The organism is Subtercola endophyticus, from assembly GCF_021044565.1.
In the GTDB taxonomy this organism is placed as follows: Bacteria; Actinomycetota; Actinomycetes; order Actinomycetales; family Microbacteriaceae; genus Subtercola; species Subtercola endophyticus.
In genome coordinates, this window is sequence record NZ_CP087997.1 from 782,548 (window position 1) to 805,864 (window position 23,317).

Annotated in this window: 20 protein-coding genes; 7 read left to right on the forward strand and 13 right to left on the reverse strand. The window is 63.3% G+C overall.

From position 1 onward, the window contains the following. Window positions 1-223: 223 nt before the first annotated feature. A complete protein-coding gene (locus LQ955_RS03860; RefSeq protein WP_231026904.1) occupies window positions 224-721 on the reverse strand; it encodes a GNAT family N-acetyltransferase in 498 nt (165 codons plus the stop codon). A gap of 135 nt (window positions 722-856) precedes the next feature. On the opposite strand from LQ955_RS03860, the gene LQ955_RS03865 reads away from it, so the two are divergent. Beyond that, window positions 857-1,411, forward strand: a complete 555-nt coding sequence (locus tag LQ955_RS03865; RefSeq protein ID WP_231026905.1) for an AAA family ATPase — start codon at window positions 857-859, stop codon at window positions 1,409-1,411. A 64-nt stretch (window positions 1,412-1,475) separates the two neighbouring features. Here the strand turns inward: LQ955_RS03865 and LQ955_RS03870 are convergent, their stop codons facing one another. Then, window positions 1,476-2,051: a TetR/AcrR family transcriptional regulator gene (locus LQ955_RS03870; RefSeq protein ID WP_231026906.1), complete on the reverse strand. Its 576-nt coding sequence runs from the start codon at window positions 2,049-2,051 to the stop codon at window positions 1,476-1,478. A 104-nt stretch (window positions 2,052-2,155) separates the two neighbouring features. Here LQ955_RS03870 and LQ955_RS03875 point away from each other — a divergent pair, with 104 nt between their 5' ends. The 3 genes from LQ955_RS03875 to LQ955_RS03885 all read left to right on the forward strand — a co-directional run bounded on the left by LQ955_RS03875 (window position 2,156) and on the right by LQ955_RS03885 (window position 6,834). Next, window positions 2,156-2,614, forward strand: a complete 459-nt coding sequence (locus LQ955_RS03875; protein WP_231026907.1) for a nuclear transport factor 2 family protein — start codon at window positions 2,156-2,158, stop codon at window positions 2,612-2,614. 353 nt (window positions 2,615-2,967) lie between these two features. Next, on the forward strand, window positions 2,968-3,903 hold the full coding sequence (locus tag LQ955_RS03880; protein ID WP_231026908.1) for a hypothetical protein: 936 nt from the start codon (window positions 2,968-2,970) through the stop codon (window positions 3,901-3,903). Between the two features lie 129 nt (window positions 3,904-4,032). Next, entirely contained in the window at window positions 4,033-6,834 is a 2,802-nt protein-coding gene (locus tag LQ955_RS03885) for a LamG domain-containing protein (RefSeq protein ID WP_231026909.1), read from the forward strand. Window positions 6,835-6,962: 128 nt separating this feature from the next. Here LQ955_RS03885 and arfA read toward each other — a convergent pair whose 3' ends face one another. From arfA to LQ955_RS03915, 6 genes are all read right to left on the reverse strand, one after another. Next, window positions 6,963-8,489 carry an arabinosylfuranosidase ArfA gene (gene arfA, locus LQ955_RS03890; RefSeq protein WP_231026910.1) on the reverse strand — a complete coding sequence of 509 codons (1,527 nt, stop codon included), beginning with the start codon at window positions 8,487-8,489 and terminating at the stop codon, window positions 6,963-6,965. A gap of 30 nt (window positions 8,490-8,519) precedes the next feature. Further along, entirely contained in the window at window positions 8,520-9,545 is a 1,026-nt protein-coding gene (locus LQ955_RS03895) for a glycoside hydrolase family 43 protein (RefSeq protein WP_231026911.1), read from the reverse strand. Then, window positions 9,542-10,363: a carbohydrate ABC transporter permease gene (locus LQ955_RS03900; protein WP_231026912.1), complete on the reverse strand. Its 822-nt coding sequence runs from the start codon at window positions 10,361-10,363 to the stop codon at window positions 9,542-9,544. Before LQ955_RS03900 ends, LQ955_RS03895 begins: the two co-directional genes overlap by 4 nt. Continuing rightward, entirely contained in the window at window positions 10,360-11,313 is a 954-nt protein-coding gene (locus LQ955_RS03905) for a carbohydrate ABC transporter permease (protein ID WP_231026913.1), read from the reverse strand. The genes LQ955_RS03900 and LQ955_RS03905 overlap by 4 nt, the downstream gene beginning before the upstream one ends. A gap of 87 nt (window positions 11,314-11,400) precedes the next feature. Next, the gene (locus LQ955_RS03910) at window positions 11,401-12,642 is read right to left on the reverse strand and encodes an ABC transporter substrate-binding protein (RefSeq protein WP_231026914.1); all 1,242 of its coding nucleotides are present in this window, start codon (window positions 12,640-12,642) and stop codon (window positions 11,401-11,403) included. A 94-nt stretch (window positions 12,643-12,736) separates the two neighbouring features. Then, a complete protein-coding gene (locus LQ955_RS03915) occupies window positions 12,737-13,648 on the reverse strand; it encodes a family 43 glycosylhydrolase (RefSeq protein WP_231026915.1) in 912 nt (303 codons plus the stop codon). A 50-nt stretch (window positions 13,649-13,698) separates the two neighbouring features. Between LQ955_RS03915 and LQ955_RS03920 the strand changes: the two genes are divergently transcribed. The 3 genes from LQ955_RS03920 to LQ955_RS03930 all read left to right on the forward strand — a co-directional run bounded on the left by LQ955_RS03920 (window position 13,699) and on the right by LQ955_RS03930 (window position 16,861). Further along, on the forward strand, window positions 13,699-14,706 hold the full coding sequence (locus LQ955_RS03920) for a LacI family DNA-binding transcriptional regulator (protein WP_255713682.1): 1,008 nt from the start codon (window positions 13,699-13,701) through the stop codon (window positions 14,704-14,706). Between the two features lie 264 nt (window positions 14,707-14,970). Then, entirely contained in the window at window positions 14,971-15,786 is an 816-nt protein-coding gene (locus LQ955_RS03925) for a hypothetical protein (protein WP_231026917.1), read from the forward strand. 106 nt (window positions 15,787-15,892) lie between these two features. Continuing rightward, a complete protein-coding gene (locus LQ955_RS03930; RefSeq protein ID WP_231026918.1) occupies window positions 15,893-16,861 on the forward strand; it encodes a hypothetical protein in 969 nt (322 codons plus the stop codon). On the opposite strand, the gene LQ955_RS03935 is transcribed toward LQ955_RS03930, so the two are convergent. The 5 genes from LQ955_RS03935 to ku all read right to left on the reverse strand — a co-directional run bounded on the left by LQ955_RS03935 (window position 16,761) and on the right by ku (window position 23,315). Then, window positions 16,761-18,440 (reverse strand): MFS transporter, encoded by a 1,680-nt coding sequence (locus LQ955_RS03935; RefSeq protein ID WP_231026919.1) that lies wholly within the window; start codon window positions 18,438-18,440, stop codon window positions 16,761-16,763. The genes LQ955_RS03930 and LQ955_RS03935 overlap by 101 nt on opposite strands. Window positions 18,441-18,549: 109 nt before the next feature. Further along, window positions 18,550-20,820, reverse strand: coding sequence for a leucine-rich repeat domain-containing protein (locus tag LQ955_RS03940; protein WP_231026920.1), 2,271 nt, complete (start codon window positions 20,818-20,820; stop codon window positions 18,550-18,552). Window positions 20,821-20,882: 62 nt separating this feature from the next. Then, window positions 20,883-21,650, reverse strand: a complete 768-nt coding sequence (locus LQ955_RS03945) for a DUF305 domain-containing protein (RefSeq protein WP_231026921.1) — start codon at window positions 21,648-21,650, stop codon at window positions 20,883-20,885. Continuing rightward, entirely contained in the window at window positions 21,647-22,324 is a 678-nt protein-coding gene (locus tag LQ955_RS03950; protein WP_231026922.1) for a DUF3105 domain-containing protein, read from the reverse strand. The genes LQ955_RS03945 and LQ955_RS03950 overlap by 4 nt, the downstream gene beginning before the upstream one ends. Before the next feature lie 133 nt (window positions 22,325-22,457). Beyond that, window positions 22,458-23,315 carry a non-homologous end joining protein Ku gene (gene ku, locus LQ955_RS03955; RefSeq protein ID WP_231026923.1) on the reverse strand — a complete coding sequence of 286 codons (858 nt, stop codon included), beginning with the start codon at window positions 23,313-23,315 and terminating at the stop codon, window positions 22,458-22,460. Window positions 23,316-23,317: the final 2 nt, after the last annotated feature.

Sequence of the window (23,317 nt, forward strand, 5' to 3'; positions counted from 1 at the left end):
GGGGAGTCCGCCGCTACGCCAGGTTGGGTTCTATGCCCCGTGCGCGATTGCGCCGCGGTTCCAACACGAGACGCGGTGCGAGGAGTAAATGGTCATCAACTCGCCTTTCTCGTCGTTGTTACGCGGTGTCTAAACGCAAGCGTACAAAGCCGTTGTTACAAACAAGTTTCCGTCTCGGCTCAGTGGAACTGATCGTGGAGATCACCACGGCTGCGAGGATCCTTCAGCGGGCGGCGCGGCGCATGCGTAGCTCGCGAATGTTGTCTTCAACCTTCACGGTTCCATCCGTCACGAAGCCGTGCTTCCGGTAAAACGCCTGAGCTCGTGGAACGGGATCTCCTACCCACAGAACAGCAGGCTTGGTCTTGTCGAGCACTGCATCGAGAAGCGCCGTGCCTATTCCGGCCCCGTGGTGCTGGGCGGAGACGTACAGCACAGAGAGGTGTTGGATCCATTCCTCACCGATGACCGGCCCTGACATTGCGATTCCGACCAGTTCGCCCTCGACTTCGGCAACGCGAACTCGGTTTGCGGCCCATCGCTGATCGGTCAGCGCGGTCGCCCAAAATCGCTCCCGACTCGGCAGAAAGTCAGGGGAGTCGAGCACGACGTCCGACACCAGCGTCCCCCGGTACGTCTCGCGCCAGGAGGTGACGTGCACCGCGGCGATGTTCGCCACGTCGTCTGGAATGGCGGGCCGGATGACAAAATCGCTCGACATGCCAAGAAGGCTACCGAGTCGCGCGGGATGCAAACGCCCGATTCGGGTCCTAAAGCGAAGAGTTGGAGACACGCTCAGAATCCTCGAGCACGCCTCGTGTTCGTTGGCTGTTACTGTGGCTCGGGTGGGGGCGAGTTGAGCGGGACGGCAGGCGGTCACCTCCCGGCGGCGCCGGCGCCTGCGCTGATCCTGATGTGTGGCCGATCGTTTTCTGGCAAGACCACCGTCGCCCAGATGCTTGGCGCTGCCCTCAGCGCCGAGATCGTCAGCCTCGATTCGATAAACGAGGAACGCGGGCTCTTCGGCGGTCAGGGCCTCCCGATCGAGGAATGGATCCGAACAAACGAAGAAGCGGCCCGCCGGGTTACAACGATCTTGACGGGCCGTGGCCGTGTTGTCGTGGATGACACCAGTTCGCCACGCTTCCTGCGGGACAACTGGCGCACCCTCGCCGCGACTACGGCGTCGAAGTTCGTGCTGGTCTACCTGAATACTCCGGAGAACGTCGCCCGCGATCGGCTCCTGCAGAACCGACGGGAATCGCACCGCAACGATGTCCTCGATGAGGTGATGGCTGATCACCTGGACGGTTTCGAACCTCCGGACGCTGATGAGGAATGCCTCACAACGAGTTCGGCGAGCGAAGAAATGTCGTGGCTCAGGGAATCAGTTCGACGACGCATCGAATAACGAGTGGAAGTCGGTGCTGCCGCGGCTAGCTGCCAGGCAGACCGCGATTCGCTCAGCGCGAAGCTCAGCTCGTGCGTGCGCTGAGCGACGTGAGAACGAAGTCGATTAGAGAGTCGAGTTCCTGGTCGTTCATGGGTGCGCTGCGCTGAAACGCTCGGAGGATGAATGTGCCGACGATCATGTCGGCGATCAGATCAGGGGCGAGCGACGGGCTCTCATCTGCAAGAGCATCAGCCAGGCTGTTGTGCAACGGCGCGCCGAACGCGCGGTTGAGCTGTTGTGTAAGGCCGGCGTCTTCTGCCGATGCGCTAGCCAGCGCAAAGAACAGTGCGGCCCCGCGCTCATCGTGCAGCCACGTCTCCAGCCCGCGACTCCACGAGCGGAGATCAGCGCGTAGCCCGTTCGGCGTGCGCTTCAACGTGAGATCAGCTACTTTCGTGCTGTCATCGAGAATCGCTTCTGCCAGAACGGCCGCCTTCGAGGGCCACCACCGGTAGACGGTTTGTTTTCCCACACCTGCTCGTTGGGCGATTTCGGCAACGCTGAGCGTGTCGTAGCCCGACTCGGCGAAGAGCGTCTGCGCCGCCGTCAGGATCGCGGCCCGAGCGTTCTCGTCTCTCGGTCTGCCCGGTGCACTCATTGTTCGAGCGTACGCGAATGGTTTGCGGATCACTGCGAAGTCCTGATAGCTTGAACCAATTCGAGACTGTTGTCTCGTAATTGAATCTCAATGAGGAGACACCCATGACGCAGAAGCTGAGTCCGGAAGAAGTAGTACTCGCCTGGAACGCAGCGTATGTCGCGCACGACATCGACACGACGCTCACCTACATGTCAGAGGACTTCGTGCGGCTCGGCGACTCGACGCAATGGCAGCCGACCGACAAGGAGACCTGGGGTCGCACCATGAAGGCGTTCCTCGCGGCGTGGCCGGACTGGTCTTGGGATCTGACGACGATCACCTCGTCGGGAAACCTCGTGGTCTGCGAATTTCTCGAGCACGGCACGTGGACGAAGCCGATGGAGCTTGCCCCTGGCGTCGTCTTCGAGCCCACCGGCGAGTATTTCGAAGACCACGACGCCGACTTCTTCGTCATCGGCGACGACGGTCTGATCAAGGAGATCAGGGCCTACATCACCAACAATGTCGAGCGTGTCTACGGGCTGTCAGCGCGAATCGCTGCACTCGGTAACGCTCAGTAGAGAAGGGTCTGACGGGTCTTCGCTGGCGAAGTCGAATACACGAGGATGCACCAGTCCCTGAGTGGTGTGCAGGCCGGCTCCCGAAGCGTTTCGCGGCTGCCAACGGCTGATCACCTACTGCGCCGAATCCGGGTCGCGATTTCGCGAAGCGCTCCGTGATTTCGCACACGGCGACCTCACTTCTGCGCCCTGAGCCGTTCGCTACCTCACATAACTCAGCGACAAACTTCGGTTATCGCGGCGGCGTCGAGGCGAAGAACTGGTCGATTTGTTTGTGGGTATGCCGAACATCCACAATTGCGGCAGGTCACAAACGATGTGGGGTGTGCGTGAGGACGTTGGTTGAGCTTCAGGTGAAGCGGGCGCCGCGCAAGTCGTCGGCAGCTGTTGCGGATATCGCGGTGGAGAAGTCTGCTGACGAGGTCGTGGAGTGGGTGACTGAGTTGCTCGCCGGGTCGGTGTGGGATCCTGGCGCGAAACTGGAGGTGGAGACGCTTGCGGCGCTTCTGAAGCGGGCAGCCACAGTGGCGAAGTCGCCGGGCAGCGGCGGCCTCCGTCACGTCGAAGCGGAAGCGATTGTCGACGAGCTCGACTTGGCTCTGTCGGGCACGATGCAGAACCTGGCGGTGAACACGTTGGTGTTGTTGTCGCAGGTGAGGCATGGCATCGAGATCGGTCAGATGAGGCCAGAGCATCTGATTCCGCTGTACGACGGGCTCGAGGGGTGTTGGGGGTTGATCAGTGTTGACCGTTTCCGTGTCGATGTTCGGGTGCGCACGGAGGATGTCAACCGCCTGGAGGAGGCGACGGAGCGGCTGCTGGGTGCGTTGGAAATCGTCCCTGACGAAGCGAAGTCGGTGCAGCGCGCCCTGAACACCGCCCACATCGCGATCGTCTTGATGGATCACGCGGCGCATCCGGCGCGGGAGGTGTCTCGTGACGGTGGGCCTAGCCGTGAGGGAGTGGTTCACGTGCTGGGGCGTCTCGGCCGGGTGGGGTACATGCTGAGGCGGCCGCTTCCGCTGGCGTTGGGCCTCACGGCGTTGGCTCTACTTCTTGTCTCGCTCGGCATCCAGCTGTTCGAGGTGCTCACGTTGCCGGCTGCTGGACCTGTGGTGGTGACGGCGGAAGAGAGCTGGCGGGTGTGGCTGCATTCGCTGGTCGACAAGCTTCTGACTACCTCGTTGTGGGCGTTCGTGTTGGCGTTCGCAGAGCAGGTGCGGCGTATGGGGCGCCACCCGCGTTCTGGTTCTGAGCGCAAACGTGTTCTGATTACGTGGGGTCGTTAGGCAGGGCTGGCTTGACGGTTCAGCAGGTGATTTGGCCGATCGCCGACGGCATCTTGTAACGATACAGGCATTCACTGTATCGTTACACACACTACCTAGCTTCAGTCAATGTCGACGAAAGGAATGTCCATGCGAAGGTCCCTCAGAGTGGCAGCGGCGGGGGTGATCGCCGTGATTGCACTGGCCGTTTCGATGCTCACGGCAACCGCCGCCTCCGCCGCACCGTGCACGACGTACTACGTTTCTTCGGCTTCAGGAGTCGACAGCAACGACGGATGCAGCAGCGCGACCGCGTGGCGCACGCTCGCAAACCTGAACACGACGACCTTCGCAGCAGGCAATCAGATTCTGTTCCAGAAGGGTGGCTCGTGGACGGGCGAGCTGCAGCCGGCCGGATCCGGCGACTCCGGCAATCCGATCGTCATTTCGACCTACGGCACGGGCGCGACCCCCATCTTGGCCGGCGGGGGAGCCGCTGCGACCGTCTACTTGCACGATCAGCACGACTGGACGGTGCAGAACCTCGAGATCACCAATACGAGCACCACGGCAGCGAACAGGGCCGGCATCCTCGTTCAGAACGATCTGACGACAACACTGCACGGCATCCACCTGTCGAACAATCTGATCGACAATGTCGACGGATCCTGGGCGCAGGGCGATCCGCAGCCGGTGACGACATCGGCGATCTCGTTCGACCTCACCGACAGCAACACCACCGCAGGGTGGGACGACGTTCTCATCTCGGGCAACACGCTGACCGACGACGATGCCGGCGGCATCTATCTCGGCTCGCCGAACGGCGTGAACCACAACATCTCGAGCACGAACGTCGTGATTCAGAACAACACCATCAGCAACGCCGGCGGCAACTCCATCGTCTGCGTCTTCTGCGCCTCGCCGCTCATTCAGTACAACGTGTCGACCGATAGCGGCTACCGCGACTCCGGGGCCTCGATGTGGGGCGGATGGACGACGAGCGCGGTCTGGCAGTACAACGAGGTGGCGCGCAACTGGCGGGCACTGGTCGACGGGCAGGCTTTCGACGTCGATAACAACACCCGAGACACCGTCTTGCAGTACAACTACAGCCACGACAACCCGTTCGGCTTCATGGAGTTCTGCTGCAGTTCCACCTTCGGAACGCTCGGGAACTCGGTCATCCGGTACAACGTGAGCCAGAACGACGGCGCCTCCTACGCCGTGTTCGGCACGCTCGGCGGCCTCGAGACGGGCGCAACGGCGCAGGTCTACAACAACACGGTGTACATGGGTGCCGGAGACGACGGGGCGGTCACCATCGGCACTCCACCGCCCGGCTCGTCGATAGCCTTCTCGAACAACATCATCTACAAGCTCGGCACGGGCGGCTACACCAGCACCCGAACGACGTGGTCGCACAATCTCATGTACGGAAACCATCCCGCGTCTGAACCGACCGACGCGGCGAAGGTCACCTCCGACCCGCTGTTCGTGAAGCCCGGCGGGGGAGGCGATGGACTCGCGAGCGCCTCGGCCTACGCGGTGACAACCGGATCGCCGGCCGTGGGTGCCGGAGCTCTGATCTCTGGTAACGGTGGCCTCGACTACTTCGGCAACGCCGTCTCGAGCACCGCCGCACCGAACATCGGTGCGTACAACGGTGCGGCGGTGTCGACGCCGGCGGCGACTCTAGGCGCCTACTGGCGACTGGATGAGGGAACGGGAACGGCCACCGCGGACTCGACGGGCGACGGCAACAACGGCACCCTTCAAGCGGGCGCATCCTGGACCACCGGTCAGCTGGGAACGGGCGCCGTAGCACTCACCGGCGCATCGAACAGCTTTGTCGACATTCCCACACCGGCCGTCAATACGAGCGGCAGCTACACGGTATCTGCGTGGGTGAAACCGAACACCCTCACGGGCAACCAGACGTACGCGAGTATCGACGGATCGAGTATCAGCCCGTTCTACTTGCAGCTCACTGCGGGCAAGTTCGCTTTCACCGTTCGAAGCGCGGATTCGACCACCGCGTCGTACACCCAGGTGCTCGGCCCGGCCCCGACCGCGGGAACCTGGTACGAGCTCACGGGCGTGTACGACAGTTCGGCCCACACGGTGAAGCTCTACGTAAACGGCGTGCTGCAGGGCACGTCGGCGTTCTCCTCGGCCTGGACGGCGACGGGGCACACGGAGATCGGCCGGGGAAAGTGGAATGGCGCCGCTGTGGATTTCGCGAATGCGAGTATCGACGACGTGCACATGGTGAGCTACGCCGCCACCGATCGACAGGCCTTCGCCTTCGGTACGGGCGCGACAGCGTACTATGCGTTCGATGAGGGCACGGCGCGTCGTTTCACCGACTCGACCGGAAGCACTCCTGCCGGTCGATTGGAGGGCAACGCATCGTGGGCCGGAAGCGGTCATGTGGGAACGAATGCGCTGACTCTCGACGGAACGTCGGGCACGTTTGCAGAAATGCCTGTGGCCGCAGTCGATACGAGCAAGAGTTTCGCTGTCGGAGCGTGGGTGAAGCTGAACTCGGTGACGGGCGGAAATCAGACCTTCGCCAGCATGTCAGGTGCCGCGGTGAGTCCGTTCTATCTGCAACTCGCGGCGGGAAAGTTTCGGTTCACGCTCAAGAGCGGCGATTCGACGGGCGCTTCTGGTACCGATGCGAACGCGCTGGCGGCCGCTACCGCGGGCGCGTGGTACCACGTGCTGGGGGTCTATGACTCGACGGCCGGCACCATCTCGCTCTACGTGAACGGAACGCTGCAGAGTTCGGCAGCGTATACGACTCCGTGGAAATCGGCCGGCCCCACGGTTATCGGGGCCTCCGAGTGGAACAGGGTTCCCGTCGACTTCACCAATGGCTCCATCGACGATGTGCACTTCTACAACCGGGTTCCCAGCGCCAGCGAGATCACCACTCTGGCGACTCCCTGAGTCGAAAGAGGGCGCGTTCGGTCGTTCAGGCCGGGCGCGCCCTTTCTTGTGTGCTCAGGATGCTCGCACCCCGTCACGCGCAGCGAAGAGCGCGGGCGTGGGTGTCGAACTCGAACGCAGGGCGCCGGCTAGGACGGGTCGACGCGCGCGGGTACCACCAGCGAGACGGCGGCCCAGGAGATCGCGGGGAGGGCGACCTTCAGAATGCCGTTCTCGACTCGAGCGGCGACAGGCTTCGGCAAGACGCGCGTGGGAGCATCCATCGTATTCGTCGCCCAAGGATCGTCGTCGTGCATGAGCGCACTCTCGACAATGGTGATGTCACCCGCGGGGGAGAAGGCCGAGACGTCGACTTCGAGGTTCGCCTCGTCGTCGAACGATCGATTGAGCAGCAGCACCGACAACCGGCCGGTCTCTTCATCCCAGGTCGCGACAGAGTCGACCGCCGCGATCTCGCCGAATTTCGAGGTGGAGATCGTCTCGCCCGACACCGGCATCTGCAGGGTGACCCCGCGCGCGAGCCTTGCCGTCAACGAGAAAGGATAAAACGTCGTCTGCCGCCAGACGGGCCCGCCCGGCTCACTGCGAATCGGCGCGATGACGTTGACGAGTTGAGCGAGGCACGCCATCTTCAGCCGATCGCTGTGACGCAGAATCGTGATCAGCAGCCCACCGAGGGTGACCGCATCGAGCACCGTGTAAACGTCTTCTAAGAGACGAGGATGTTCGGACCACGGCCGTTCGACCCCCTCGACGACGGGCGGCTGGGGGTACCAGATGTTCCATTCGTCAAGCGAGAGCATGATCTTCTTCGGGCTGTGCAGCTTCGCCCCGACGGCGTCAGCAGTGGCAATGACCCCGCGGATGAACGCGTCGAGATCGACGCCGGCCGCGATGAAGCCCTTCGCATCCTCGCCCTCCCAGTAGTACTGATGCAGCGAGACGAAGTCGACCTCGTCGTAACACTGCTCGAGTACCGTCGACTCCCACTCGCCGAATGTCGGCATGTGGGAGTGCGAGCTGCCGCACACGACGAGCTGCAGACCGGGGTCGATCTGCCGCATCGCGGCGGCAGTCTCACGCGCCAGTCGACCGTACTCCTCGGCTCCTTTGTGGCCGAGCTGCCAGGGCCCGTCGACCTCGTTGCCGAGACACCACAGCGTGATTCCGTGCGGCTGCGGCACACCGTGTTGCACCCGCAGGTCAGAAAGAGCCGTGCCGCCGGTGAAATTGGAGTACTCCAGAAGGTCGAGCGCATCCTGAACTCCGCGGGTACCCAGGTTGACGGCCATCAGGGGCTCGACTCCTGCCCGCGCGGCCCAGTCCATGAACTCATTCAGACCGATCTGGTTCGTTTCGATCGAGTGCCAGGCAGCATCCAGCCGAACCGGCCGCTTCTCGCGCGGGCCCACGCCGTCTTCCCAGCGGTAGCCCGACACGAAGTTGCCGCCCGGGTAGCGCACCACCGTCACGCCGAGCTCTGCCACCAGGTTCAGCACATCTCCGCGGAAGCCGTCGGAATCGGCCGTGGGGTGGCCGGGCTCATAGATGCCCTCGTAGACGCCCCGACCGAGATGCTCGATGAACGAGCCGAAAACTCGCCGATCGATTGCGCCGATCGTGAAGCCGGGATGCACGAGTGCGGTGATCTGCATGACAGAGAAGCGCCTTTCGGAGGTGTCTTTTCAGAGGTGTATGGGGTCGTGGGTGACGATTCGGGAGGCGTCGTCGTCGAACGCGCGAAGCAGTCGCTCGCGCTCATCCGCAGTGATCGCCAGCAGTGATCCGTGCCTCGCGCCCGGCGGCATCTGAGCAGATTCCACAAAGCTCCAGTGGCCGGAGGCGAGGTCTGTCGACTCGAAGAGCGTGTAGCCGCGAAGCAAGAACTCGTCGATGAGCAGGTACCAGCTGTTGCCATCGAGTGCCTGAGCGACGGCGGGGCCTTCGCCCCGTTCGATGAAGCCTTTTCCCACGTCGACAGCAAGGGTCGAGAAGTCTCCCGTCAGCGACTGACCGCGCTCGACGAGAATGTGATGGCCGGTGTCGGCGCTGCCTCCCGCCACTTGTTCGCTGGCCGAAAAGCGGTACCAGTCGTCTCCGTCGTTCAAGAACGTGGCGTCGATGACGTTGAAGCCCGCGTCGAGATACACTTCAGGCTCGCTGAACGTGCGGAAATCCGTCGTGGTCGCCCTCATCATGCGCTGGTACTGCTGCTCGGTGCGTTCATCGCTTCGATCGTCATTGCGATCCGAGGTCTCGTAGAGCGCGGAGGCCCAGAAGACCAGCCACGCGTCGTGCTCGACCGACCAGAAGGCCTTCGGCGCCCAGGCATTTCCAGCCTCGGGCGGTGCGACCTGCACCAGTCGGGGCGCCGACCAGGTGACGAGGTCGGCCGACTCCCAGATCACCAGAGATCGACTGCCGTGCGCCGTCGACCGAGCCCAGTCTTCTGCCGGACCGATTCGGAGGTCGGTCGCGAGCACGAAGAAGCGGCCGCGCCGAGAGTCGCGCACGATGAACGGATCGCGCACTCCGTGCTCACCGATGTCTGACACCAGTATGGGCTGCCCGTCGCGCAGCTCACTCCAGGCGACTGGAAGCGGCCCGTCGCTCACGGCGAAGCGAATCTGCTCACCGTTCAGCTCGCGTTCGCCGGTGAAGTAGACGAACAAGAACCCCGCATTTTCGGCCACGACGTGGTTCTGGGTCATCCCTTCACACTGCCGTTCACGAGCCCGCTGACGATGTGGCGCTGCATGAAGATGAAGAAGATGAGCATGGGAATGAGCACGATCACGGTCATCGTCATGAACGCCGGCCAGTCGATGGTGAACTGACGCACGGCAGAGTAGACCTGCAGCACGAGTGTCTGGTTCTGCGGCGAGCTGATGAACACGTTCGGAGTGATGAAGTCGTTCCAGACCCACATCGTCTCGAATACGCCGACCGTGACCAGAATCGGCCGGATGAGCGGCAGAACGATCTGCCCGTAGATGCGGAAGAGTCCCGCGCCATCGATTCGAGCCGCCTCGATGATCTCCATCGGCACCGTGCGCATGTAGCCCTGGATGAGGAAGTAACAGAAGATCGCGCCGGCACTGTAGAGGGCGATGAGCCCGGTCAGGGTGTCGACGAGCTTGACGTTCACCAGCAGCTCGTACAGCGGAATCAGTGTCGTCTGAAAAGGAACGATGAAGCCGACGAGCAGAAGCACGCCGAACAGGCGGTTCAGCCGCGTGTTGCGCATGATCATGCCGAACGCCGCCAGGGAGCCGATGATCAGCATCAACGCTACTGAGAACGCGGTTACACAGAGGGTGTTGAGAAAACCCTGCAGCAGCGGAATGGTCTTGAAGATGTTGACGTAGTTGTCGAGGTAGAGGCTGGACGGCAGAGCGAGCGGTGACGCGGCAGCTTCGGCCTGGGTCTTGAACGTATTCACGAGGATGAAATAGAACGGCAGACCCACCACGCAGGCCAACGGGATCATGAGCACGCTGGTGATCCACGACGTCTTCTTGGTCTTCATGAGAACCTCTTCTCTACGCGGCGAGTGATCACGAGTTGAGCGATCACGATGATCGCGACGAACAGCAGAAAGACGACCGCCAGCGCCGAACCTTGGCCGAATTTGGCTTGAGCAATGCCGTTCTGAATGATCGATTGCGTGATGGTGAGCGTGGCGAACCCGGGCCCACCCCCGGTCAGAGTGAAGGGCAGATCGTAGACCTTCAGCCCGTCGGTCATCAGGAGCAGCGTGCTCACCGTGATGGCCGGCGTCAAGAGCGGAAGGGTGATCGAGAAGAATCGCTGCCTGGCCGACGCGCCGTCGATCATGGCGACCTCGTAGTAGTCGTCGGGAATGGACTGCAGGTAGGCCAAATACAAGATCGCATGCCAGCCCGTTTTCGACCACACGCCGACGATGATCACCGAGAGCTGGGCGAGGGTGTTGTCGGCCAGCCACGGAATGGGTCCGATGTTGAACAGGGTGTGAAGCACCGTGTTGAGTGCGCCCGAGCCGAGCGGATTGAAGATGAACCCCCAGACCAGCCCGAGAATCGCGATGCTCGGAATGGCGGGAAAGAAGAAAATGGAGCGCACGAAGTTCTTGCCGTGAAAGGCCCGGTTCAGGATGACCGCCAGAGGTATGGCCAGCGCGGTCACCAGCACGGTGGTGCCGATCGTGTACAGCAGCGTGAAGTAGAGCCCGGAGAGCATCGACGTGTTGGTGAAGACCTTCACGTAGTTCTGCAACCCGACGAAGTCGGCGTTGTTCGAATAGCCGTTGAAGTCGGTCAGGCTGTAGTAGAACGACTGCCCCAGCGGAATCAGGAACAGCACGACGAGCACGATCGCGATCGGAACGAGAAAAACCTGAGCGCCGGCGGCCTGCCGCAGCCGCACCAGTCTCGCCGAGCTCGTTGTGCGCGCCGCACGTGGCTTTGTCGCCTGGCTAGCCGCCATGTTGTATGCCATCAATCCACCTTCGATTTCTTCGATAACGCCGGGGATGCGGCCGAGATGATGTCGATCATGGCATCATCACGGCCGCATCGGCACTGCCTAGGAGCTCTGCAGCTCTTTCAATTTCTGATCGAGTAAGACTCCGACCTGGTCTGCGGGAATGGCCCCCTGAATGAACTGCTGCAACACCGAGGTGGTGTACACCGAGAGCGCGTCTTGGTTGCTCGGCCACCACTCCGACGGGAGATAGATCGATCCACCGACCACCGGCGGAACCATTGTCGTCAGCGACGGGTCGACCACCGGAGTGAAGGTGCTGGTCGTCGTGATGGAACTGGTACCGCTGTTGTACAGCTGAGAGCCGGTCTTGCTCGAGAGGAACGCCAGCCACTTCTCTGCCTGTGGCAGGTTCGGCGTCTTCGCGTTGATGGCGTAGGCGGGTGAGGCGGCTCCGGCCCAGTAAGTGTCACCAGACGTCGTGCCCGGCACGGCGAAGAAGCCGACGTTCATGTTCGGTGCCCCTGCTTTGACCGTGGCGAGGTTCCACGAGCCGGTTCCGATCATCGCGACGTTGCCTTTCACGAATTCGTCTGTCGTCTGCGTTCCGGTGAGACCGGCCACGGCTCGATCTTCCAGGCCCTGATCGAAGAGCTCGCCCCAGGTCTTCACACTCGGTGTCCACTCCTTCTCGAAGCTCGACGTGCCGTTGAAGATGTTGGCATCCATTTTGTCGTTCTCCGCCTTGTTCTGCAGTCCGAGCAGCGCCGACAGCACAACGCCCACGCCGTCACCGGGCTCGTAGAACGGATTGATGCCAGCCGCTTTCAGCTTGGAGCACAGGTCGAGGAACTCGCTCCACGACTGCGGGGGAGTGGTGTACCCGACCTTCGCCAGAAGGTCTTGGTTGTACATCACACCGCCGCCCCATGAGGCGACCGAGAGCCCGTAGTTCTTTCCATCGATCGTGTAAGCGTCTTTGTTGAACTGTGCAGAGTCGGCCATGAAGGGCTCATTCGTGAGATCTTTCACGCTCTGGTTCTGAACGAGCTCGCCCTTGTTCTCGGCGGTGATGATGAAGGTGTCGGCAGCCGTGCCCGCGAGCAATCGGGTCTGCAACGTCGACACATAAGTGGCGACGGGCGGAGAGTACGAGAAGTCGATCGTGATGTCGGGATTCTGCTTCTGGAACTCGTCGATGAGCGGTTGCATCACGGCCTGAGTGTCCCACGAGAAGAAACTCAGTTTGGTCGATCCTGCCGTGGCGGAGCTCGAGCCTGAACTCGCGCATCCGGCGAGTACGACGATCGACGCGGCTGTGAGTGCCGCGGTTGCGGCCTTCATGACGACGCGCCGTCGGCCGGATGCACCGACCGCCTCACCGCGATTGCTTCGAGGCCTTCTGATAAGCGACATTGCTTGCCTTTCTCTTGTGCTGCTATGAGCGGGGCGGGATGGGAATGCGCAAGGGTTCGCGCGTTGGTACGACGGGCTCTATGGTCCCGTCGGCTCTGTGCACCAAGCGGTCGATGACGACCTCTCGGTGAAATCCGTCTCCGTGCGGGATGGCGAATCGGTGATAGGCGATCACCCAGTCGTCAGTGCCCGGAACACGAAGTATCGAGTGGTGTCCGGTGGCGCGGATGCCGCGCTGGGGCACTTTGGCGACCAGGGTTCCCCGATCCGACCACGGGCCGAAGGCGGTTGGACCTGTCGCATACCTGACTCGATAGTCCTCCTCGCGGGTGTCGTTCTCCGACCACGAGAGATAGTAGACCTCACCGCGACGGTGCACCCAGGCAGCCTCGCGGAAATTCGTCGGCTTCCACGAAAACACTGCGGCCGGGTCGAACGACTGCATGTCGTCGCTCAAGCGCACCCCGTGTGCCACGGAATTTCCCCAGAAGAGGTAGACCGTGCCGTCGTCGTCGGTGAACACGCTCGGATCGATGGCCGTGCCTTCGAAATCGCCGTCGGCGACGAGGGGGTGACCCAGGTCGGTGAACGGCCCCGTGGGCGAATCCGACACAGCAACGCCGATGTTGTTCTCGGCGGTGAAATAGAAGTAGTACCGCCCGGAGCGCTCGGCGATCGCCGGTGCCCACGCACGATGATCTGCCCACGCGACGTCGCTCGCGAGGTCGATGATCACACCGTGATCGCTCCAATCGACCAGGTCTGGCGACGAGAACACCCGAAACGTCGTGGCCTCCCACCCCTCGACTCCGTCGCTCGTGGGGTAGAGATAATATCGACCGTCGAAGGCCATCAAGTGCGGATCGGCGTAGTAGCCTCGCAGGGCAGAGGGCTGCTCGTCACTGGTCGGGGCGCCCAGTCCGTCGGCGATCATGACAGACTTCTTTCAGCGGGGAGGTCAGACGAAGGTTGAGAAAAAGCAAAATGGTAACGATACACGACGTGGCCAGACACGCAGGAGTCTCTGCGATGACGGTCTCTCACGTCATCAACGAGCATCCTCATGTCAAAGACGCGACGCGCGAACGGGTTCTGCAATCGATGACCGAACTCGACTACCGAGTGAACGTCGCCGCTCGAAATCTGAGAACGGGTCGCACGGGAACGATCGGGCTCGCGGTTCCCGAAGTCAACCGGCCCTACTATGGTCAGCTCGGCGCTGCGATCATCGAAGAGGCGGCCCGGCATTTTCTGCACGTCGTCATCGAACAGACCGGGGCATCCAGAGAGAACGAACTCGATGCCCTCGCCCTGTCGAGAAACCGCATGTACGACGGGCTCATTCTGAGCACAGTCGGTCTGGGGCCGGCCGACACCGATCTGTTGCGCGTCGACTACCCCGTGGTCATTCTCGGCGAGCGCATCTTCGACGGCCCCGTCGATCACGTCGCGATGCCCAACGTCGCCGGTGCGAAAGCCGCTGTCGCACATCTCGTCGAGGCCGGATGCACGGCTATCGCCTTGGTCGAAGGCGTCGACTTTCAAGAGACGAGCGTCTCCGGCCTGCGCATGGCGGGCTTCGAGAGTGCTCTCGCCGAAGCGGGGATCGAAGTGGACCCCCAGCTGATCATCAGCGTCGACGTATTCTCGCTGGCCAGTGGAGTACGCGCCGCTCAGCAGCTCGTCGCCTCGGGCAGAGTCTTCGACGGAGTCTTCTGCATCACCGACACCATTGCTCTCGGCATGCTTCGTGGCCTGCACGAACTGGGCGTCAGAGTGCCCCAAGACGTCAAAGTGATCGGTTTCGACAATATCGAGGAGGGCGGCTACAGCGTTCCCTCGCTCTCTACCGTCGACCCGGACCACGCTTTCATGGCGAAGCGAGCTGTCGAACTCTTGGTGCGCCGCATCGCGAGCGGATCGAGCGGAGTCGACCCCCAAGAGGTCACCAGCGCCTTTCGCGTCGTGGCCCGAGAGTCCAGTTCCGGGTGAGTGCAGGTTCGGCATCGAGCGAGCGGCTCCTTGAGGTAGTCAACGGTGACAACAGCGCATTCCGGGTGAATCGGCTGAGTTCATGTATCGTTACATATTCTGGCGCAGAGGGCAAGACGGCATAGCGATTGTGCCGATTAGGCATGAGCTGTATCGTTACAGCACGGTCTCTCTCAGCGTCGACGAAGGGCAGTTGTGGCAGCACGTAAACGGGCAAAGCGAGAATTTCGACGACGCTCGAAAATCACGATCGTCGTATGCGCCGTGAGCGGAGCGCTCTGCGCGGCACTCACGATCGTTGCGGTATCCGTTGGTCTCGAACAGACCTCGAGTGCCGCGACGGCGTCTGAGGCGAGCCCTTCACCGGCGCCGACTGCCGCATTCTCTCTGGCTGCCGATGCCGCCGTGGCGACAGTGAACGGGCACGACATACCCCTCCGCGAGGTGGCGGTCTTTCTCAGTAAAGATCGGTCGGAGACGATCGCGTACTTCACGGATCGCCACGATGCATCCGACAGCCCGACGTTCTGGACGACCCGCTTCGCGGGGGAGACTCCCGCTTCACATCTGGTGTCGGTCGCGTTCGTTGACGCGGAGCGCGCCCAGCTTCAGCTCGACGAGGCCGCGAAGTATTCCCTTCTGCCTGTCGGCGACTACAGCAGCTTTGTCGCATCCTGGCGCGCCGAAAATGCGCGCAGGCAGCAGGCCGTCGCGGCCGGTCAGCCCATTTATGGGCCGCAACAATACTCCGAGGGGGGATACCTCGAGTACACGCTCGGCAACTTTGCTTTTGATCTGCCGCCCCTGCTCGCTGCAGACGGAACCATCCCTCTGAATGACGACCTTCTGCGCTCGTACTTCAATGCCGATCCGCAGGCCTTTCGTGCCGCAGACGCACAAGCGGCGGCCGATTTTGACGACGCCGCCACAAAAGAGCAGGTGCGACTCGACTATCTCGGCTCCCAGTACACCCGAGTGATCGATACGTTGGTCGCTGGAGCAGCGTTCTCGCTCACAGACGACGGCCGACTGCTGGCCGATTCGGCGTGTGTGGGTCAGGGAACCTGTCTCGCGCAATAACAGCGCGGGTGGTGCGGGCGCATAGGCTGCTTCTATGTCGTTCCGAAGCGTGGTCGTTCGTGTTCCTGGGGCCCGAGCGATATGGCGAGTAGCACGGCGGGTCACGGTGATTCGCAGGGCAGATCAGGCGCCTGTCGCCGAAGGGCCCCTCGACCCGTCTCTCGCGATCGATACTCCGACGGTTGAGGTGAGCCGCGACATCCGCCGGTTGCGCTGGAACAACAGGTTCTCGTTGCGGCCGGTCACGAGCAAGAAGTCATCGGTGGTCGCCACCATGACCACTCATGGCGCCCGGGTGAACCAGGCCTATGTGGCCATCGAGTCGATTGCGCGCGGCTCGAGGCGCCCGAACCGGTTCATTCTCTGGATCGACGACCCGGCCATTGCGCAGAACCTCCCGGCGGCGTTGCGCCGGCTGCGGCGGCGGGGTCTCGAGATCATCGAAGTCGATCCTGGCCTGAGAGTGCACACGAAGTACCGCTATTACGTCGAGTCGAGTTCGGCGCATCGCTTCGACATGGTCACCTGCGATGACGACATCATCTATCCGAGTTCCTGGTTGCTCGGTCTCGAGCGGGCACGGCTTCGTCACCCCGACGCGATCGTCGCGTATCGTGCGCACCGAATTCTGACGGAGGGCGATGCGGTGGCTCCGTACTCGACTTGGCCCCCGAATACGAGCGATGTTCCCAGCCTGCTGCACTTCGGAACCTCTGTTTCGGGCCAGCTGTTTCCGCCCGCATTTCTCGACCTGGTGCGCGATGCAGGTCGGGGTTTTCTCGAGGTCAGCCCGACCGGTGACGATGTGTGGCTTCACTTTCTCGCGGCCGAATCCGGCGTTCCCGTGGTGCAGGTGACACAGCAGCCCGTGCTCTTTCCGTTCGTTCCCGGCTCGCAGGCCGACGGCTTGTACCGCGAGAACGGCTGGAACGGCGGCAACGACCGTCAGATCGCCGCGACCTACACGGCTGAGGTCATCGAGCGACTGCGACGGGCGGAAAGTAGTGCGACTCGACCGGAGCCGACGAGCACAGAGCGCTCACGGCATCCCGAAACTCCCGGTCGCGACCGGTGAGCCGTTCGGTCTGCTGGCGCCGGTATTCCGACCACGATGAGACGACGAACATTTCCAGAAACTCGTCGGCGACCTCCCCGCTGCGATAGAACCGCCACCGTGCGGCTCCCGTGCGGCGCCTCGACGAGCCGAGTGCGGCCATCGCCGCCCGGAAGGCCTCGGCATCCGCAGCCTGCACCCGGTAGCGCACCAACACGGTCACTGGCCCGTCGGTCGGGTCGGGCTCGAAGACCAGGGTCGGCATCGGCCACGACATGCTGATGCTGCGGTCGACGGTTCCGGTGCCGTTCAGCAGAGGCAGAAACCGGATGCTCGCCGCAACGCCCACGAGCAAAACCACCGTGACGGCCAACGCGGTGCCCGTGCCGACCAGCTGCGCCACGAGGCCCCACACGAACGACCCGGCGGCCATGGTGCCCATGAAGACGAGGATGTAGGCGGCAGCACCTCGCGAGCGCACCCACTGCGGCAGCGTGAGCTGCAGCGCGGCGTTCAGCACGGTGAGCGTGCCGATCCAGGCGATGCCCGAGAGCGCGAGTAGCACAAGCGTTATTCCGAACGGCAGAAATGCCGCCGCAACAACGCCAACCGCATACAGCAGTGCGCTCAGAACCAGGATCACGTTGTCGCTGAGGCGTCGCCGGGCGATCGGCAACACGAAGATGCCGATGATCGCCCCGACCCCCAGAGATCCGAGCAGAAAGCCGTAACCGGCACTGCCGAGACCCATTTTCGCGGCAGTGATCGGCAGAAGCGCCCAGAGCGCGCTGGCGGGAAAGGCGAACAGTGCCGAGCGCAGCAGAATGCGCCTGATGAGATGCGCCGAAGCGACGTAACGCAGCCCGGCGCGCAGGGCGGCCCAGGCCGGCTCCGGGTCGTCGAGCCCAGTCTGGGGTGCCCTGCGCCACCAGAGGAGCGCCGCTACGGCCGCGACGAAACTCGGCGCGTTGATGCCGAACACCACTGCGGTGCCGGTCGTCGCCAGCAGAACTCCGGCAAGCGCCGGCCCGACCGCCCGGGCTCCGTTCACCGTGATTCCACCGAGGCCAGACGCGGCTGCTATCTGGTTGCGCGGCACCAGCTCGGGCTGAATGGCCTGCCAGGCCGGCCCTGTCACGGCAGCGGTGACACCGAGTACGAAGGTGAAAGCCAAGAGCAATACCGGCGTGAGGGCGTTCACGGCGGTCAGTGCCGTAAGTGCTGTCGCGACCGCGGCGCTGGCCAGCGAACCCCAGATGAGCAGTCGCCGTCGATCCACAGAGTCCGAGAGAACCCCGGCAGGCAAAGAGAACAACAGCGATGGTGTGAGGCTCGCCGTCTGCACGAGGGCGATGATCGTCGCCCCCGCCGCGCTCTCGACAAGAAACCACTGGGCCCCAACGGTCTGCATCCACGTGCCGATGTTGCTGCCGAGCTGGGCGAACCACAACACCCGGAACACGGTGATGCCCAGCGGGGCCCAGGGCGATACTGCCACCGCCGGTATACGTGAGCCCGAGGCCGCCGCCGCACCAGATGCTGAGCCGTTCGATGCTGCCCCGTTCGATGCTGAGCCGTTCGATGCTGAGCCGTTCGCCATGGATTCAGGGTACGACGACCCTTCGCGGTACAGCAGCGATGCGCCGCCACCGGGGTGACCCTGACGCGGCCACCCGGCTGCGCGAGACGCGGCCGCGAGCGATCCGCCGCTATTTCGGCACGCCAACCGCCACAGGTTTGCTCGTGGAGGTGACGGTGGTGAATCCCGACTTCTTGCCGGTGACGGTCACCGAGAGCACCAGACCGGCGTCTGCGGCGGGAATCGTGAATGTGGCCGCTGTCGCGCCCGGGATCGCGGTCGTGATCGGTGTTGCGCCGGCATCGTTCGCGGGGTGCGTCGTTACATACCACTGATAGCTCAAGACGACGGGTGCGGGAGTCCAGGTGCCGCTGACGGCGGTCAGCGTCGATCCGGCGGCGGCCGTACCGGTGATCGTCGGCACAGGAGTCGCCGTGAGTACCTGAGGTACGGCGACGGCCGCGCTGGTGGTCGATGCAGTGGTGAACGATGCCTTTGTGCCCGTGACCTTCACCGCGATCGAATGCCCTGCGTCTGCCGTCGTGAGCGTGTGATAAGACGACGTGGCGCCGGAAATCACCACCCCGTCGCGTAGCCAGGCGTAGGTCAAGACCACCGGAGCGGGGCTCCATGCGGCTGTGCTGGCCGTCAGTTTCTGGCCCACCGCCGGCGTGCCCGATAGGGTCGGGGTGATGACGGTCAACATGCCGCCTGTTACAAGGGCTGTGCCCGTGCTGGTCTGCGAGGCGGTGACGAATCCCGGCTCAGTTGCGGTGACTCGAACCGAAATCGCCTGACCGGCATCGGCGTTCGTGAGCGCGTAGGTGTGAGCGGTCGCGCCTGCGATCGATGTTGTGCCGCGCATCCACTGATAAGCCAGAGTCACGGGTGCCGGAGTCCAGCTTCCCGGCACGGCGGTGAGCGTATGCGACACCACTGCCGTTCCTGAGATGGTCGGCGTCGGGGTCGCCGTGAACTGTTTGAGAGGGGAAGAAGCGATCGCGACGGCGGCACTCGTCTTCGCGACGGAGGCGTACCCGAACTTCGAGCCGGAAACGCGCACACTGAGCGATTGCCCGGCATCGGCCGAGGTCAGCGTATGTATCACCGAGGTCGCGCCTGCGATGGACGATCCGTTTCGAAGCCATTGGTAAGCGAGGGTGACGGGTGCTGGGCCCCAGGCGCCGGGCACGGCGGTGAGTACTTGGCCGGGATAGGTCAGACCGCTGACCGACGGCGCGCCCGTGGTGAGTGTGCCCGCTGCGACGGACTGCGTCACTCGTCCGCTGAAGGTGGTGAACAGTCCGGCCGAACGAAACGGAACGGTGAGCTGCCATGAGAGCGTTCCGACGCCCGTACCAGACCACGTGACCTGATTTCCCGGCGCCACAACCGCGTCGACGTTCGAGCCCGGGTCGACGATCACGCTCACGGCAGTGCTGTCGGTGCTTGTCACCGGCGCCGCGCTGGCGATGCCGACAACGGCAGGCGGCAATGTCGCAGATTGGTTGTCGATACGCAGAACGCTCAGGCCGGGATTCAGGAGGCCTGAAGCATTCGTGAGATGGTTGTTCGAGAGGTCGAGTTCGGCGAGGGCCGGCAGGGCCAGCGTGCCTGCGGCAGACGCAATGGCGTTATGGTCGGCGATTACAGCAGTGAGCGCCGTGTCTTTCGTCAGTGGAGCGAGCGATACCACCTGGTTGTCGCTGATGCTGAACGTCGTTAGGTTCGTTCTGTTCTCGAAACCACTCACCGACGTCAGGGCGTTGTATTCGCCCTCGAATGTCGTCAGCGAGGGCATCCCCGAAACGGCCGTGACATGCGCGAGCCAATTGTGCCGAACGACCAAGGTCGACAGGTTGGTCAGCGTCGCCAGCGCATCGATGCTCGTCATCCGGTTGGATTCGAGGTCGAGCCTGGCGAGGTTCGTGAGGGTTCGGAGTGGCGAGACGTCGGTGATCGAGTTGAACCCCAGCGAGAGCACCGTGAGGTTCTTGAGGGAAGACAGTGGCGAGACGTCGGTGATCGAGTTGCCGGCGAGGCTGAGCGTGGTGAGGTTCGTAGCGGCCGAAATGCCGGTGACACCGGAAATCTGTTTGTTGCTGCAATCGAGCGTGGTGAGGGCGAGCATCTGGGTCGCGGTGATGTCTGAATTCGACGGCACACTGAGCGCGCTCGCGACGCAGGCCTTGAGCTGCGCATCGGTGAAGGTGACCGTGCCGGCCACCGACGTGCTCGTGGCGGCTGACGCAGCATGCGGGGTGGCCGCAAGGGTTACGAACGGAGTCACCAGCAGGGCCGCGAGCGCGGCGACAATGAGGCGGGACGGCCGGCTGCCGCGCGCGAGCAGAGGCTGTGAAGGTACCTGACGGGCCGGGTTGCGAAGTCGAGAGAGAGGCATGACTCAAGTATGACGAAATCTCACCAACTGTCTAGCATTTAGCGAGAAAAAGTCATCACATGTCAGCTGCGTGCCGCCAAGAGCTGCTGCATGTACGTGATCTCGCTGGTCTGGGCGGTGATGATGGTATTGGCCAGGGCTACCACGTCGGCGTCGGTCGACCGCGCTACCAGAGCCTCGGCCATCTCGACGCCGCCCTGGTGATGCGCGATCATCAGCGTGAGAAAGAGCTTCTCGGCGTCGACCCCGGTCAGCGTCTGCAGCTTCGCCAGATCGGCCGCGCTGGCCATTCCCGGCATGGTGGGCGACGCCGCGATCGTCGCGTCGGTCGCGGCCATCGAGGCCATGTTCATGCCGTGTTCGGCCTGTGACTGGTCGAGCGTCGGCAAGGTCATCCAGGTCATCTGCGGTACCGGCGACACCTGGGGGAGGCCCCACAGGTTGAGCCAGGCATACATCTGGCCGGCCTGCTGGCCCTGTGACGTGGCGATGTCGTAGGCCAGCTGCCTGATCTCCGGGTCGGTGGTCTCGTCGCGCACCGTGAGTGCCATGTCGATCGCCTGCTGGTGGTGCACCTGCATGTCTCGGGCGAAGCCGGCTTCGGCGCTCAGGGTGTCGGGCGTCGTCGCCACGGGCGTCGTGACACGACCGACCACCAAGCCCACCACGAGAAGCAACACGGCGCCGAGGATGAGCGCGATGCGCAGGCGCAGAGCGCGGGAGCTCGACGGGGCAGGCGGATGATCGTGGCCCCGATCATCCACGATGCCGTCGTCCGCGTCGATGTCGCCTGCGTCAGTGCCGTCTGCCTCAGGGCCGACCGTGGTCACGCCGACACGTACCCCGGTGCCGTCACTCCGCCGGTGCACGCGGCGCCCGGCTCCGGAGCGTTCGGGGACTGCCAGTACGTCTTCAAGAAGTCTTGCAGCCGAGCGTCATCGGGGCCCGTCAGCTGAATCTGCGCTCCCCAGGCCGAGGCCACCACCGGTGAGGGCAATCCGACGTACGGCGACAGAATGATGTAGGTGTTGGGCAGTTCGCTGCGCAGCTTCGTGAGCGCGTCGCCGGTGACCTTCGTGGCGTCGTAGGTCACCCACACGGTGCCGTGCTCGAGGGAGTGCACCGCGTTCTCGTTCGGCACCGCCTGGTCGTAGATACCGCAGTTCAGCCACACAGGGTTGTGATCGCCGCCCACCGGAGGAACCTGCGGGTAGGTGACCGGCGTCGTCACGTGGTTGCGCGTGAGCCCGGCGAACGTCTGCACCCCGTCGGCCTGGGTCGCGACGGGCGCGGGTGCCGACGAGCTGCCAGTGACGACGAAGACGATCACGAGCACAACAATCAGCGCCGCGGCGCCGACGACCGAGCCGATGGTGATGCGCCGGTTGCGCGTCGCCTTCGCCTGCGCGCGGCGCATCTGCTCGACTTTCTCGGCCCTGCGCGCCTCTCGCTCTTGCTTGACGGTCAGCTTGGCTGCGGGCTTCTTGTTGTCGTTGCTGGGCACGACCCGAGAGTATCGGCGCAAATTGGGAAAAAACCGTTAAAGGTACAACCAACGGGCAGCGGATGCCCGACCATCCGCTCGCCGCGTGCGAGTTCGAGTTCTGGTTCGAGCGGCGAACTGCCTCACGGCCTCGTCAGGCCGGCTTCTTGGCAGCCGTCTTACGCGGTGCACGAGTGGTGGAGGACTTCTCCCCACCCTTCGCCCGGCTCTTCTCCACACTCTGCCGAAGGGCCTCCATGAGGTCGAGCACCTCGCCGCCGGAATCCTCGTCGTTCTTGGCCGATTCGCCGAAGGTCTCCTCCGTGTCGACAGCGTCGCCGGCCTCGAGCTTGGCGTCGATGAGCTGACGCAGCTGTACCTGATACTCGTCGGTGAATTTCGAAGGCTCAAAATCGGCAGAATAGGAGTCGACCAGGCGCGCCGACATCTCGAGTTCTTTCGCTGAGACCGTGGGGCGGTCGTTCAGCGAGGTGAACTTCGCGTCGCGCACTTCATCGTCCCAGAGCAGTGTCTGCAGCAGCAGCACCTCGCCCTGAACGCGCAACGCCGCCAGCCGCGACTTCTGCCGCAGGGCGAACTGCACGATGGCGGTGCGGTCGGTCTCTTCGAGCGTGCGCCGCAGCAGCACGTACGCCTTCGACGATTTCGAGTCGGGCTCGAGGTAGTAGCTGCGGTCAAAGCGAATAGGGTCGATCTGGTCGCTCGGCACGAACTCGACCACATCGATCTCGCGGCTCTTCTCGGCCGGCAGCGAGGCGAGATCGTCGGCGGTGATGATGACGGTGCGCTCGCCGTCGTCGTACGCCTTGTCGATGTGGGCGTACTCCACGACCTTGCCGTCGATCTCGCAGACCCGCTGGTAGCGGATGCGCCCGCCATCGGCATCGTGCACCTGGTGCAGCGAAATGTCGTGGTCTTCGGTGGCGCTGTAGACCTTGACCGGCACATTCACCAGCCCGAAGGTGATCGCGCCCTTCCAAATTGATCTCATAA

Bases quoted from the DNA above. Each gene is read 5' to 3' on its own strand.
- LQ955_RS03860 (WP_231026904.1), bottom strand. From the start codon at position 721: ATGTCGAGCGATTTTGTCATCCGGCCCGCCATTCCAGACGACGTGGCG.
- LQ955_RS03870 (WP_231026906.1), bottom strand. From the start codon at position 2,051: ATGAGTGCACCGGGCAGACCGAGAGACGAGAACGCTCGGGCCGCGATC.
- LQ955_RS03875 (WP_231026907.1), top strand. From the start codon at position 2,156: ATGACGCAGAAGCTGAGTCCGGAAGAAGTAGTACTCGCCTGGAACGCA.
- LQ955_RS03885 (WP_231026909.1), top strand. From the start codon at position 4,033: ATGCGAAGGTCCCTCAGAGTGGCAGCGGCGGGGGTGATCGCCGTGATT.
- arfA (WP_231026910.1), bottom strand. From the start codon at position 8,489: ATGCAGATCACCGCACTCGTGCATCCCGGCTTCACGATCGGCGCAATC.
- LQ955_RS03895 (WP_231026911.1), bottom strand. From the start codon at position 9,545: ATGACCCAGAACCACGTCGTGGCCGAAAATGCGGGGTTCTTGTTCGTC.
- LQ955_RS03900 (WP_231026912.1), bottom strand. From the start codon at position 10,363: ATGAAGACCAAGAAGACGTCGTGGATCACCAGCGTGCTCATGATCCCG.
- LQ955_RS03905 (WP_231026913.1), bottom strand. From the start codon at position 11,313: ATGGCATACAACATGGCGGCTAGCCAGGCGACAAAGCCACGTGCGGCG.
- LQ955_RS03910 (WP_231026914.1), bottom strand. From the start codon at position 12,642: ATGAAGGCCGCAACCGCGGCACTCACAGCCGCGTCGATCGTCGTACTC.
- LQ955_RS03915 (WP_231026915.1), bottom strand. From the start codon at position 13,648: ATGATCGCCGACGGACTGGGCGCCCCGACCAGTGACGAGCAGCCCTCT.
- LQ955_RS03920 (WP_255713682.1), top strand. From the start codon at position 13,699: ATGGTAACGATACACGACGTGGCCAGACACGCAGGAGTCTCTGCGATG.
- LQ955_RS03935 (WP_231026919.1), bottom strand. From the start codon at position 18,440: ATGGCGAACGGCTCAGCATCGAACGGCTCAGCATCGAACGGGGCAGCA.
- LQ955_RS03940 (WP_231026920.1), bottom strand. From the start codon at position 20,820: ATGCCTCTCTCTCGACTTCGCAACCCGGCCCGTCAGGTACCTTCACAG.
- ku (WP_231026923.1), bottom strand. From the start codon at position 23,315: ATGAGATCAATTTGGAAGGGCGCGATCACCTTCGGGCTGGTGAATGTG.